Here is a 14,923-nt window from a genome sequence, read left to right on the forward strand (position 1 = left end):
GGCTTAAAAAATGATATCCAATAAGATGAAATCTCTTGTTTCAAATAACTCTACTATAAGAGCTATGTTTGAGGAAGGGAAAAAATTATCAGAAATTTATGGAGAAGAAAATGTTTTTGATTACAGTATAGGTAATCCAAATGTTGAACCTCCAGAAAGCATTAAAAAAGTTATAACTGAAATTTTAAATGAAGAAAAACCGAATTTAGTTCATGGTTATATGAACAATTCTGGGTATGAAGATGTTAGAGATGCCATAAGTACTTTTCTAAACAAAAAGAATCATTTAAATCTTTCTAGAAATAATATTATTATGACATGTGGGGCTGCAGGTGGATTAAATATAATTTTAAAATCAATATTAAATCCTGATGATGAAGTTATTACTTTTTCACCATACTTTGGAGAATATAAAAATTATGCTCAAAATTTTGATGGTAAGCTTATAATTTCTCCAACTGACACAGAAACCTTTGAACCTGACTTAAAAGCTTTAAGTGAAGTTATCACAGCTAAAACTAAAGCGTTAATAATAAATAATCCTAATAATCCCACTGGAATTGTTTATTCAAAAGAAGTAATACAAAGTTTAGCTAATCTTCTTAATGAAAAACAAAAAGAATTAAATACAACTATATATTTAATTTCTGATGAACCATATAGAGAAATAGTTTATGATGGTATTCAAGTTCCTTGCCTTTTGAAATATTATGATAATACTTTCATAGGTTATTCTTATAGTAAATCATTATCTTTGCCAGGTGAACGTATAGGATATGTGGTTATCAACACATTAATGGATGCTTTTGAAGAAATGGCCTCTGCATTAAATATTGCAAACAGAATTTTAGGATTTGTTAATGCTCCATCATTATTCCAAAGAGTTATTGCAAAATCCTTAGATGCAGAAGTTGATGTAAGTATATACAAGAAAAATCGAGATCTTTTATATAATCATTTAATATCACTTGGATTTACTTGTGTTAAACCTCAAGGTGCTTTTTACCTTTTCCCTAAATCACCAATTGAAGATGATAAGAAATTCTGTGAAGATGCAAAACAATTCAACTTATTACTTGTCCCAGGTTCAGCCTTTGGGTGTCCGGGTCATGTAAGATTATCTTATTGTATCTCATATGAAAAAATCAAAGACTCATTACAAGCATTTGATAAGCTTGCAGCACTTTATAAATTATAGACATTGCACTTATGTGGATAATCATCCGAAATAAGGAGGCCTGCATTTGTTATGGTTACTGAAGATTTTGATGGGAGCTTCTAAGTCTTCTAATGTAACACTCTACAAAAGCATGCCCCTTTATTTATATATGTATAAGTTCTTCCTTATTTTTCTCTAAAATTTAAAATTGTATTTTTTCTAAACTCTTTCAACGTTAGTAGGAAATCTAACATAAATAAGATTGAAAAAAAACAAACTGCTATAATTAAAATTTCTTCTGATCCTTTATAAATGTTATAAACAACTGGTTGCAAAAAGTAAACACCTATAAAGCTAAGTACTGTCCAATATAAAGAGAATTTAAGGCTTACAAATCCGTGGATATTATATTTCAAATGTGAGTAATCCCAATAAATTTTATTAAAGATATGTTTTAACATATATCCACTTATATATTCTACTGTTGTTGGAATTAAGAAGCATAATAATACTAAAGGAATCCCATCAATATCCAACATCTGATTATATAAAATCAAAATTGTACTTGCTATTCCATACATAGGCTTAAATGGTCCTTTCAAAAACCCTTCCTTTTTAATTCTTTTAACAGTCAAATACCAATATACTTCTTCTATAATCCAACCTATAAAAGAATATATAATAAAGTTAAATGTTATATAAAATAATAAATTCATACAATATAGTCACCTCTTTCTACATATATAAGGAAACCCGACTCACATTCGTTCGCTGGGTACTCACAGAGTAAGCGACCATCATCAAATCAAAGATTTGAGATGTCTGCTTAACCGATTCACACCAAATCACTTTTTAAGGAAGTTAACTAACAAAGTTAGTTAACTAAGTTCGAATAACGAAATATAAAATTTCGATTCTCACTTATCTCTGCTTATATTAGTATTTGTAGAATAATTATCTTTTATCCTATATTGAATGCCTTTCTGTTATAATAAAATTATGAAGTTCCTTTAGATTCAGATTAAGGTATATTAAAGAAAATAATGAATCAAAAATACTATTTATCTGATGTCTAGCCACTGTTATCTCCCATCTTCTATGAAAGTGGGAGATAACAGTGGCACGACCCTAGACGAGGTACCCCTTGGGGGTGTAAGTTTCACTTTATATTTTGAGTCTTAGATAGAAATACATTTTAGGAGGCTATTTTACATATGGAAAAAATTTATTATGATAATCAATACCTTAAGCAATTTACGGCTGAAATTGTTGATATAAAAGAAATTGATAATAAATTTCATGTTATATTAGACAAAACTGCATTTTTTCCAGGTGGTGGCGGACAAAGCTGTGACATTGGAATTTTAGGAGATCAGAAAATCCTTGATGTTTATGAACAAGATGAAATTGTTTATCACGTAGTTGAAAAAAAACCTATTAAGATACATAAGGTTAAATGTGAAATTGACTGGGATAGAAGAACTGACGGTATGCATCAACATTTAGGTCAACACGTTTTATCTGGTGCATTCTTTAATCTTTTTAATGCAAATACTTTCGCAATACATTTAGGTAGCGATATAAGCTCTGTCGATGTATATGGAACTTTAAGTGACACTCAAGTGAAAGAAGCTGAAAAACTTGCAAATAAAGTTATAGGTGATGCTTTAACTGTAGAATCCTTTATCCCAACTAAATCTGAACTAAAAAAATTATCTCTTAGACGTGCTCTTCCAAATACTGCAGAAGATATAAGAATTGTTAAAATTGGTGATTTTGATATTAATGCTTGTTGTGGTCTTCACCCAACATTAACTCAAGATCTTAGGCTTATTAAAATAAAGAAATTTGAGAAACACAAAGAAGGAACAAGAATAGAATTCTTAGCTGGTGAGCGTGCTGTTTATGATTCCTTTAAAAAAGATGAATTCCAAAATTCAATATGCAAGTATTTAAATTGCAATGAAAGTGAAGCTATCAATGGAATAAAAAATTTAAATGAAAACCTACGTGAAGCTAATGAGAACAATAAAAGCCTTAATATTTTATTAGCCAAATATCAAGTCAAAGAAATTCTTGAAAATGCAACTAAAATAAATGACGTCAAAGTCATAAAAAAAATATTTGATAGTGAAAATCTAAGGTATGTAACTAATTTAACTTCTAAGCTTGTTGAAAGTGAAAATACAATTGCTTTAATGGCAGTAAAATCTGAAGATAGGGTTAATCTTTTATTTGCTTGCTCTAAAGATATTACAGAAATAAAAATGAATGATCTTTTAAAAGATGCTATATCACTTATTGATGGTAAAGGTGGCGGAAGTCCATTCCAAGCTCAAGGCGCTGGTAAAAATAACGCCAATCTTGAAAGTGCCTTAGACTATGCCGTTAGCAAAATAACACAATCTTTAAATTAGTAATATAAGAACATCATAACTATAAAATTATGATGTTCTTATAATTTCAACAATTTGTTCTCTTGCTTTCTTTGATTCAGGAAAGAAAAATAAGGGCCAAATATGAATCATGGAAGGATATTCATAATAGTTTATCTTTATTCCCTTTTCATTTGTTATGGTTTTTAACTTCTTGGCATCTGGGTATAATATATCATTAGTTCCTGTGAACAAACTAATTTTCCCAAGTTCTTCAAGGTTACCATAAATAGGACTAATCAAGTAGTGCTTTGAGCCTTTTTCTCCTCCATACCACTTGCCAATATCAATTAATGAAGGTACTGCTAACATTGGATCAAGTTTCTCTACTTCATGTATTTTAGGATTACTTAATGACATATCTAAAGCTGGTGATATTAGAATTATATTCCCTGGCTGCTGTAAATGCTTTTCTTTTAAAAGCTCTGCTAAAGCAAGACTCATTCCCCCACCTGCTGAATCTCCCATAATTGCTATATCTTTAGGTCTTACATCTGAAATAATTTTCTTATATATTGGAATAATCATTTCAAAGACTTCTTGATGTTTATGTTTCGGTGCTAAAGGATAAATAGGAATAGTTATTGTACAGCTCAAGGCATCTGACAGTTTTCTTAAGAATTCCCAATGCATGCTATTAATTTCATATACATATCCTCCTCCATGAAGGAAAATGATATGTTTTTGCCCTACATTTCTTAGTGGTTTCATTACATAATAGCAATAACCATTTATCTCATTCTTAACAATATTAAATTTATTTTTGATTATTTTAGGTGGTTTATGACTTTCTGATAATTGTCTTTTCTCTATACTATATCTCAACTCGTCCCCAGTTAATTTCCATATTTTATTTATTTTAAAAACTCGTAAAAAAACTTTTGTTAACTTACTTTGAACGCTCTCCATGTTATCCTCCTTTCCAAAATTAATTATTCTTAAACCTTATTCATTTACTATTATGAACTTCTTTGAACTCTTATTATATTTAGTCCCTTAATTGAGTTTATTCTAAATATTATATTACATTCTTTATTTATCATATAATCATTTTCCCGGTCTGCAATAATATTGTCAATTAATACTTTACTTGTTTTACTTTTTAATTCTATTATTTTTTAAACTTTAGAGAAACTTCATATTCAATAAGAAAGCCATCATATTTCACTTGATCATTTTTTATACTGATTCATATAGAATACTTTTTATTCTACGTCCTAGTAATGATTTAGTGAAAATACAATGACCTCATTGACCATATTATAATAAAATTCTATTCTTCAATTTTAACTACATCATAACCTTCTTCTTCAATTGCTGCTTTTAATTCTTCATCACTATTCGTAGTTTCAAATATTGCACAGTTATTTTCAAGACCAGCTTCTACTGAAGTTACTTTATCTAAACCCTCTAAAGCCTCCTTTACATGACCTACACAATGTTCGCAACTCATTCTTTCAATCAATATTTACTTGTTTAGCTATAGCATCTGCAAGTTTTGCTATTGGTTCCTTTGATCCTTGTGCATCTTCAACTAACTTAACAATTTGAGAAAGTTCAGTATATTTCTCAACCTTTGTGGCTTTATACTTAATAAATCCTGTTTTATTAATACTCGCCTCTATTACATTACTTTCTATACTATATTCCACAGGGATACTTTCACCAATGAGCATTGATTCTACTTCCCTCAATAACTTCTCCATCTACAGATAACTTTTCTCCTGGTTTAACTAAAATTGTATCTCTAACAATTACTTCTCGAACAGAAGCAATTACTACATTACCATCACGTATAATTATTGCGATTTTGGGTGTTAGTCCCATCAAAGCCTTAATTGCTTGAGATGTCTTACCTTTTGAAATTGCTTCTAAATATTTTCCAGGGGTTATTAAAGTTATGATAACTGCTGCACGCTCCTGGATAAGTTCAACTAAGATTCAAATAGGAATCAAACCCCATCGGACTCAAGCTTTACTTGATATTCAATTAAAATGCTTTCTTCAACTTTCATAATTTCTCCAATATGAAGATTTAAGATTTCATGATTATTTGGATCTGCAATGATAAGCATAGTAATGTCATCTATTACTTTTTCTTTTAGCAGTTCTTTATCAAAGGTCAGAAGCAAATCACCTTTTTTTATGTATTTCCCTTCTTCACAATATAAAGTGAATCCTTCACCTTTTAAATTTATGGTATCAAGCCCTACATGTATAAGAAGATCTATACCATCATCAGTTCTTATTCCAATAGCATGCATGCTTTCCTTCATTACTGTGACAATTAATCCATTACATGGAGAAAATATTTTGTTATCACTTGGCTTAATGGCAATTCCGTCGCCCATCATTTTTTGTGAAAATACTTCATCCTTAACTTCACTTAAATCTACACTAGTGCCATCTGCAAATGCATATAAGACTTTATCTCTCTTTTTCTTAAATATATTTTTAAACATATACTCTCCTATTTTAATTCTGGCCAATATTCTTTATTAGCTTCAATCATCTCATCTAAAATTTGTTTTGCAATAAAAGCAGATGGAACTGTTTTATTCATTGTAAATGCCATAAGTGCCTTTTCATATGAACCTTCAATTGCAGCTTCAACCACTAACTTTTCACTAGCCTCTTGTTGTTCAATTAAACCTTTGTAGAAAGTCGGTATTTCTCCAACACGTATTGGTTCTGGACCATCTTTAGTAATATATGCAGGTACTTCTACCATAGCATCATCTGGTAAACTTTTAATTGCACCATTATTTTCAATCATAACTAAGTGTCTTTTTCTTAAATCATATGCTAAACTCATAGCTACTTCTACAATAAATTCTCCATGAACACCTGTAAAGAATTGTGTTAAATCAATTTCACCAGTAACATTATATTGTTCTACTGCTGTAAATATTTTCTTTTCTCTACCTTCCATTACCTCATTAGCTCTGGTATGATTTTTATCTGATTCTTCTACAATTTTATTGCCTAAAAGATAATATTGCATATAGGTATTTGGAAGATATTTAGGAAACATTTTCATTATATGTTTAGCATTATCAAAAGTGTGAAGCCATGACGCATCATTATGTCTTACTTCACTCCTAGAATTTGGTGGAATATAGCCATATTCTGCTACATATGCTTTTAATTCCTCTGTTTTATCTTCACCACTTACTCTAATTTTTGTAAACCATCCAAAATGATTTAATCCAAAGTAATCTGCTTCAATTTCATGTCTATCGCAGTCTAAAATATTAGCCATATTTCTCATTATAGCAACTGGCATATCACATATATTTAAAATTCTTGCATTTGGTCTTAATTTATACATAGCTTTTGCCACAATAGCTGCTGGATTAGAGTAATTAACAATCCAGTAGTTTTTACTAGCATGTTTTTCGCAGAAATCAATCATTTCTACCATAGGATATATAGTTCTTAGACCGTATGCTAATCCCCCTGGTCCACATGTTTCTTGTCCAACTACATTATATTTTAGCGGAATTTTTTCATCTAATTCTCTCATTTTATATAGGCCAACACGCATTTGAGCAAATACAAAATCAGCATCCTTAAAGCCTTCTTCTGGATTAGTAGTAAATATAAGCTTAACTTCCGGGTCAAACATTTCAACAACTTTCTTTACTATTACCCCAACTTTATTTTGACGTTCTTCATTTATATCATATAATCTCAATTCTGATATTTTGAATTCCTCTTTTCTTGAAAGTAAACTTTTTACAATTCCTGGTGTATAAGTACTTCCTCCGCCTACGATTACTAGTTTAAATGTTTTCATTTCAATAATTCCTCCCTAATTTTATTCTATTGTTTCTAATGCTTCATCTACAATTGTTCTAATTTTATTAATTGAAAGACCATAAACAACCTGTATATTATTTGCCTTTTTTACAACTCCAGCTGCTCCAGTAGTTTTTAATGTTTTTTCATCAATTAAACTATTATCAATAACATCTACTCTAAGCCTTGAAAAACAATTTTCTACAGTTACTATATTACTCTTACCGCCTAAGGCTTTAATAATTGTTAGAGCCTTTTCTCTATCGGCATTAAGGCTATCATTTTTATTACCTGTTTTCATGTCTTGTTTAACTTTTGCTGCATTTTTATTTAAATCAATTGTAGTATCTGTATTATCTTCTTCCCTTCCAGGTGTTCTCAAATTCATTTTTTCAATCATAAATTTGAATACTACAAATATAACAACTATTTCAACTAGTCCTATTAATACATATATAGGCCAATGGGTTCTGCTAATACCTGCAGGTAAATTTATAACAAGGAAATCTAAAATACCATTTGTTGCACAAACTCTTACGTCAACTATATACACTAACATTTGAAATAATCCATCAATTACGGAATATACAAACCATAATAATGGTGCTGCAAAAATAAATGTGAATTCTAATGGTTCTGTAATACCTGCAATTACAGCAGTTAAAGTTGATGGTATTAACTGTGCTTTTAAATTATTACGCTTTGCTTTTTTAGCTGTAAAATAAAATGCTAAAGCAACACCAATTACACCGAAGGTTTTAACTAAACCATAAGTCAGAAATCTTGCTGAATCCGGCATCATAGTTATTGTCTGATCATTTAGTAATGCTAAAAATACAGGTTTTGCTCCAATTACATTTTGCCCATTAATAATCATTTGATCACCTACTGCAGAGTATAGGAATGGTGACCAAATCAAATGGTGGAGTCCAGTTGGAACTAAGAATCTATTTAAAAATCCATAAACAAATACACCAAATGGCCCTGCTGTACTCATAAATCCTGTAAGTGCTGTAATTCCATTTGCTATGGTAGGCCAAATATATGTTGTTCCAATACTAAATATTGTAATCACAGGAATCATAATAACAAATACAAATTTACTATTACCATAAGGAGCCATGGCACCTTTAAATTCTGTGTTTCCATACTTATTGTGAACTAAAGCCACTAAAACTCCTAAAATCATGCCTAGAAAAACTCCCATATCGGTTACATGAAATCCCAGTTGAATTGTTTGTCCAGTACCATATAAAGTACTTGCTGTATCACCCTTAATTAATTTACCTGATAATTCTAACCACTTACTGTTAGCACCTAAAAATAATATATAAGACATTATAGATATAAATGCTGCATCTGATTTTTTCTTTTTTGACATACCAATTGAAATTCCAACGCAAAACAGAATACTTAAATTCCCCATAATCGGTGACAGCATACCATTGAAGAATTTTCCTGTCTTCCAAATTAGTCCTCCTTCTGTAACGAAAGTTGTATTAGTAAAAACTGCAGTTAATGCAATCAACATCCCCACAATAGGCAAGAATAATACTGGTCCAATCATAGCCTTAGCAAACTTTTGCATACTATCTAAAATCTTGTCTTTCATTTAAATTTACCCCTCTCTAATCTTATAATATTTTCCTTTGGTAATTACCTAGGCATATAATATCATGATTTACAAACTGTGTTAATAGTTTTAGGCATTTCAGTAACATGTTGAGCAAAAAGTAAACATGTTTACCTCTTTATACGAAAAAAGGCTGCCTCCAGAATTAATCTTAAGGCAACCTTTTAAGCGGCTTATATATTATTTATTACTTTATCTAATAGGTATTCCATAATAATCATCACTCTAGCATAAAAATAATTCGCAGTAATATTTCGATCATCTAATTCTTTATCATCCAATATAGAAAAATTCAAAGTCGATTCTTTAGCCATATGATTCACTTTTTCTCCAGTAAATGTAATGATATCCAGATCATTTTTAACTGCATAATCTATAACTTTCGTTACGCTTTCAGTCTCTCCACTTTTGGATATTCCAATTACTAAAGCACCACCTATTTGATTATTATCATACACTCCATAAGAATTTGTTTTGATACATTTAAATCCTAATACCAACATCTTTCTCCAGAAAAATTCTGCAATGGGGGAAGAAAAACCAGTAGCTGTTATAAAAATTATATCCTCTCTATGTTTAATTAACATGGATATAAAGATATCTATCTTTTTTTTATCAATATGAGATATGAAACTAGTGATGTCAGAAGTATGTTCTTGATTCTTTTTATGGTTTTTTATTATGAAATTCAAGCGATATAACATATCAGTATAACCAGTATAACCTAACTTTTTTGATAATTTAATTACTGTTGATGCAGAAGTATAATTAATGTTGGCAACTTCCCTTACACCTTTATCTAATACCGTCTCACTATTTTTCACTATATACCCAAGCACTTGTCTCTCTATTTCCGTCAATTTATAGTTATCAGCAATTTTATAAATATCAAACTCCATCTGATTCCTCCATATTGTATAACATATTTACTCTTAATTAGTTTGTGTTAGATATTCTACGAATATTTTAACTATATCAGGATCAAATTGCTTTCCTGAACATCTTTGTAATTCTTTAATAGCATCTTCTTTACTAAAAGTTTTTTTATAAATATTATTACTAGTCATGGCATCATATGCATCTGCAATATTAACAATTCTAGATATTAACGGTATACTTTCTCCCTTTAATTTAAGAGGGTATCCCTCTCCATCCCATCTTTCATGATGTGTTAATACACCTTTAGCAATATTATCTAATTGATTAGAAGCTTTTATAATTCTATATCCCTTTTCCGTATGAGTTTTAACTATTTCAAATTCATCATCTGTTAATCTTCCTGATTTCAGTAGTATTTCTTCGTTTATACCTATTTTACCTATATCATGAAGTTTAGCAACTATTGTAAGTTCATCCATTACAGAGATTGGAAGTGATAATCTTTCCCCAATAATCAAAGAATGTTTTAAAACTCTATCTGTATGTTCTTCTGTTTCTAAACTTTTAGTTTGAAGTCCTGTTTGCAATGAATACATCACCGAACTGTTAAAACTACTTTTTTGTAACAACTTCTGCCTATACACCTTATCTTCAGCTTCCTTTAAAGCCTCATATATACTTTTATTTATATTATCAGTTATAGATGCACCTAAAGATATACTTATATCAATTAAGTCATGCTTATAAAGTTTACACTGTTCAAATATTTTTTTAATAATGTTTTCACACTCATAATCAGTACTATTGGGAACTAGAATTACAAATTCATCTCCACCTATTCTAAATATTAATTGTCTATCATCACAAACATCTCTAAGAACCTGAGCTATAAGTTTTAGCAACTCGTCCCCTTCACGGTGCCCTAAGGTATCATTTACTAATTTCAAGCCATTTGCATCTCCCATTATCACTCCTAGTGGAAGATGTTCTTTTGCTAAAAGTGTCTTTGCCCTTTCTTCAAAATAAGTTCTATTATATAAGCCAGTTAAAATATCTGTAAAACTTGCACGTTTTAACTCTTCTTCTACTTTTTTATTTTCAGTAACATCTAAAATTAGTCCAACTACACCAACAATTTCATTATTTTTATCTATTACAGGTACTTTTACCGCTGCCGTATATATGTCTTTTCCGTCATCTGAGTGAAGTATTGTTTCAGTTTTTATGCTTTGCTTTGTTTTTATAACTTCATTGTCTTCTTTTGTATATTTAATTGCTAATTCTTCTGAAGCATGTATATCAAAATTTGTTTTCCCTACAAATTCATCTGTTCCTTTTTCATTATAAAACTCATCAAATTTCTTATTTGTATAAACATATTTCCCATCTTTATCTTTATAAAAAACCATACCTGGCAATGTTTCCATTACTATCTTTAATACTCTTTCTTTTTCTTCTATAATCTTATCCTTCTCATTTATAATATCTAAATTTGTATATATACCAGCTATAGCAATTATTTGTTCACTTTCATCAATTAATGGAATTATAGTGACTTTTCTATAATTTCCATCTAAACATATTTGTTCTGTTATGGGCTTCAATGAATTTATAACTAAATTATAATATCCACGCAATTCATTATTTACTGCTCCATTAAAAATTTCTTCATCTTTCAGTCCAATAAAATCCTTATTTGTACCTTTATATATATTTTGATATTCTTTATTAACGTATATAAATCTCAAATCAAGATCTTTTATCCATATAGGTTGTAGAATATTATCCACTAATAATTTGAACAGTTTGTACTCCATATCATATTTTCTCCTCTTTAAGTTTATATAAAATAATTATAACATGATTAGACCACAAAAAGCTGACAAATATCATCCAATTAGAATTTAATGATATAATAGCATTATAAAATTAAACGTATGAGGAGAATTACTATGTTTTGCAAAAATGACCTTCAACAAACTTCATTATTTGAACCAATCAACCAAATGCCAAAATACCTTCAAGATATTTTAAATAAAAGTTGGGCTAAGGCATTTAAGGATCATATTTTTCCGCGAATAAATGAGGAGCGTTTTTCGGTTTTATATAGCAATAAAGCCTCAAGGCCTAATTCACCTATTAATGTTATTCTTGGCTTACTAATTATAAAAGAAATATTTCAGCAGACTGATGAAGAGCTTATCGGCTCTATTCATTTCGATGTAAGATATCAATATGCTTTAAATACAACTAATTATGAAACACAACCAGTATCTATAAATACTCTAACAAATTTTAGAAACAGACTTGTTGAATATGAAGCGTCAACTAATGAAGACTTAATAAAAGCTGAAGTTGAAGCTTTATCCGAAAGCATTGCTAAGTATTTATCTGTTGATAATAAAAAAGTTAGAGTGGATTCGTTAATGGTTAGTTCATCATGCAAAAAATTAAGTAGAATTGAGCTAGTATATTCTATAAATAGCAGACTTATTAAAGCTCTAAATATAATAAATCCACCTATTATAAGTGATGAACTAAAACCGTACCTTGAAAAGGGGCATAAAAATGACACTATATATAGAACTCAAGATTTAAAGGCTGATTCAAAACTTTCAATTTTAATCGAACATTCTAAAATTCTATACAATATCGCTCTGAAAGCTGGAGATATAGTTACTTCAACAGAAGAGTTTCAACTTTTAAATAGAGTTATTCAGGACCAAACTACAGAAGATGCTGCAAAAAATTTAGTTATTAAAGATTCAAAAGATATAACTTCAACTAGTTTACAAAATCCAACTGACAAAGATGCAACCTACAGAAAAAAATATGGTGGTAACGTTGGTTATGTTGTTAATATACAAGAATCATTTAATGATAAAAACAGTGTTATAACAGGCTATGACCTTAAGCAAAATATTCACAGCGATTCAAAATTTGCTGATGATGTTATTGCTAATTTAGCTTCACAAAATAAAAATTCAAACTGTAAACTACTAGTTGATGGTGCTTACTATGAACAAGAAAAAGCCAAAAATGCTTTAAAACAAGGAATTGAAATGATTCCAAGTCAACTAGTTGGCAGAAAAGTATCTACTGATAAACTGAGTTATTCAAAATTCATTGTAGATGACGAAAAAAATGTAATAAGTTGTTGTCCTAACGGAGTCGAACCTGTAGAGTCTTATTATAGTTCAAAATCTTATACAGCCAAATTTGACTCCAGTACATGTGAAAAATGTCCTTTAAATTCACAATGTCCAAAGAAAATATCAAAGAAATTTAATACCATAAGAGTTAGCGAAAAAGCTTATAATACAGCTACTCAAAGAGAAAAAATGCACGAGAGTGAGTATATAAAGCTTGCAAATAAAAGGGCTGGTATAGAAGGTATTCCTTCTGTTTTGAGGAGAAGATATAAAATTGATACCATGCCTATCCGGGGATTATTGCGCTCAAAATTATGGGTTGGATTTAAAATCGCAGCCTATAACTTCAAGAAACTGTTAAAACAGTTTCTTGAAAGTGGCATAGAGTGTTTTCTCAATATAATTGCATGTATAGTTGCTGTAATAATTAACTGTTTTAAATTATATTTTTTAGAATTTGAAGCAAAGCTGTCAAACTAATCACGATACTTTATAGTTTTTGTGGTTTAATCATAACATTAAAATTTAAACCTTGTAGATGCTCGTCTAAATACTTAACACAAATTACCAACATATATATTATGTATATATTACCATATAAATTGTACTGGTTAAACTACAAAAGATTGTAATATAGGGTTTCTCAATAATAATTTCAATTATCATTGGGAAACCCTATGTTTTAAAGTTAATCTTAATATTTACTATTTCGTTTTCACTTCCAATTCTTATTGGCGGCCCCCATGTTCCATATCCTGAACTTACAATTAAATTGAAATTATCCTTTATTAAATGCCCATAATCCTTTTCATTTAAATAGTTTGTAATAAGATTACCTGGAAATATCTGTCCTTTATGCGTATGCCCTGAAAGTTGTAAATCCACATTCTCTGTTTCTGCTTCCTCTAAGTTCTCTGGTCTATGGTTTAAAACTATAATCGGAAGTGATTTATCAACATCTTTCAAAATATCGCTTAACGGTTTTATTTCTTGTCCTGTTACTCTTCTGTTTGCTGGATCATTTCTTCCAACTACATAAAAGCTCTCTGCTATTTTTATTGACTCATCTTGCAAAAACTTGATATTTGCATCTTCAAAGTATGAAATAGTTTGTGATAAATCACCGGTACCATATTCATGGTTTCCTGTAATATCATATACTCCATACTCGGATTTTATATTCTTAAATGTTTCTCTAGAATATTCTTTTAAATTTGTAGTTGTATTTTCATCAAATATATCCCCACAAAATAAAACTATATCTGGATTTAATTCATTTATTGAATTTACCATTTTATTAATGCCATTTTCTTTTATTGTTATTCCCATATGAACATCAGAAATCATAACAACATTTAATGAAGTGATTTTTCCTGCATATTTATTAATATTTACTTCATAATTAGTTACAACTTGATTTTGAGCATTCCGAATCCCTAAACCAACAACAATAAATACTATTATAAATACCGAAATTCCATTACAATATATATTTTTTAGGTTTTGTTTAATTGGTTGACCAATATTAATCTTCTTTAAAATAAACTTTATAATATCTACCACAAAAAATATCATTATTGAATAAATAAAAATACCAAGATAAGTTGTACCAATCAATGTAACTATAGATGTTATCCAATTATCTGTAGTTAATATGCCCATAAATATATCCCTTAAAATAAAAGCTAAGGCAACAGTCCAATATATCAACCAATATATTAACCAACACCATCTATATTTAAATTTTAAGCGCCCATGTAAAAATATTCTTTTCCCTTTTAAGCCAATATAATAACAAAGGCTAATATATAAACCTAATACAATAAAAATTAATATAATCACCTTAGTATTCATTTTTTTATTT

General features: G+C 29.3%; 12 protein-coding genes and 1 pseudogene. 3 read left to right on the top strand and 10 right to left on the bottom strand.

Annotation, left to right across the window (positions count from 1 at the left end):
• Positions 1–10 precede the first annotated feature (10 nt).
• Entirely contained in the window at positions 11–1,198 is a 1,188-nt protein-coding gene (locus DIC82_02750; protein AWK50073.1) for a pyridoxal phosphate-dependent aminotransferase, read from the top strand.
• 146 nt (positions 1,199–1,344) lie between these two features.
• Here the strand turns inward: DIC82_02750 and DIC82_02755 are convergent, their stop codons facing one another.
• Positions 1,345–1,875, bottom strand: a complete 531-nt coding sequence (locus tag DIC82_02755; protein ID AWK50074.1) for a hypothetical protein — start codon at positions 1,873–1,875, stop codon at positions 1,345–1,347.
• Between the two features lie 498 nt (positions 1,876–2,373).
• Between DIC82_02755 and DIC82_02760 the strand changes: the two genes are divergently transcribed.
• A complete protein-coding gene (locus tag DIC82_02760) occupies positions 2,374–3,576 on the top strand; it encodes an alanyl-tRNA editing protein AlaX-L (protein AWK50075.1) in 1,203 nt (400 codons plus the stop codon).
• Positions 3,577–3,603: 27 nt separating this feature from the next.
• Here DIC82_02760 and DIC82_02765 read toward each other — a convergent pair whose 3' ends face one another.
• The 8 genes and pseudogenes from DIC82_02765 to DIC82_02800 form a co-directional block, all read right to left on the bottom strand.
• On the bottom strand, positions 3,604–4,503 hold the full coding sequence (locus tag DIC82_02765) for an alpha/beta hydrolase (GenBank protein ID AWK50076.1): 900 nt from the start codon (positions 4,501–4,503) through the stop codon (positions 3,604–3,606).
• A gap of 364 nt (positions 4,504–4,867) precedes the next feature.
• On the bottom strand, positions 4,868–5,047 hold the full coding sequence (locus DIC82_02770; protein AWK53020.1) for a heavy metal transport/detoxification protein: 180 nt from the start codon (positions 5,045–5,047) through the stop codon (positions 4,868–4,870).
• A gap of 4 nt (positions 5,048–5,051) precedes the next feature.
• Positions 5,052–5,535, bottom strand: a pseudogene (locus tag DIC82_02775) (hypothetical protein).
• An 11-nt stretch (positions 5,536–5,546) separates the two neighbouring features.
• The gene (locus DIC82_02780) at positions 5,547–6,056 is read right to left on the bottom strand and encodes a PTS sugar transporter subunit IIA (protein ID AWK50077.1); all 510 of its coding nucleotides are present in this window, start codon (positions 6,054–6,056) and stop codon (positions 5,547–5,549) included.
• Between the two features lie 8 nt (positions 6,057–6,064).
• Positions 6,065–7,393, bottom strand: coding sequence for a 6-phospho-alpha-glucosidase (locus DIC82_02785; GenBank protein AWK50078.1), 1,329 nt, complete (start codon positions 7,391–7,393; stop codon positions 6,065–6,067).
• Between the two features lie 21 nt (positions 7,394–7,414).
• Complete coding sequence (locus DIC82_02790) at positions 7,415–9,007, bottom strand: PTS glucose transporter subunit IIBC (GenBank protein ID AWK50079.1); 1,593 nt, start codon at positions 9,005–9,007, stop codon at positions 7,415–7,417.
• 194 nt (positions 9,008–9,201) lie between these two features.
• On the bottom strand, positions 9,202–9,927 hold the full coding sequence (locus DIC82_02795; protein ID AWK50080.1) for a MurR/RpiR family transcriptional regulator: 726 nt from the start codon (positions 9,925–9,927) through the stop codon (positions 9,202–9,204).
• A 33-nt stretch (positions 9,928–9,960) separates the two neighbouring features.
• Positions 9,961–11,724, bottom strand: coding sequence for a GGDEF domain-containing protein (locus DIC82_02800; protein AWK50081.1), 1,764 nt, complete (start codon positions 11,722–11,724; stop codon positions 9,961–9,963).
• A 120-nt stretch (positions 11,725–11,844) separates the two neighbouring features.
• On the opposite strand from DIC82_02800, the gene DIC82_02805 reads away from it, so the two are divergent.
• Positions 11,845–13,539, top strand: coding sequence for a DDE transposase (locus DIC82_02805; protein ID AWK50082.1), 1,695 nt, complete (start codon positions 11,845–11,847; stop codon positions 13,537–13,539).
• A gap of 195 nt (positions 13,540–13,734) precedes the next feature.
• Here DIC82_02805 and DIC82_02810 read toward each other — a convergent pair whose 3' ends face one another.
• Entirely contained in the window at positions 13,735–14,913 is a 1,179-nt protein-coding gene (locus DIC82_02810) for a metallophosphoesterase (protein AWK50083.1), read from the bottom strand.
• Positions 14,914–14,923 lie beyond the last annotated feature (10 nt).

The organism is Clostridium beijerinckii, assembly GCA_003129525.1.
In the GTDB taxonomy this organism is placed as follows: domain Bacteria; phylum Bacillota; class Clostridia; order Clostridiales; family Clostridiaceae; genus Clostridium; species Clostridium beijerinckii_D.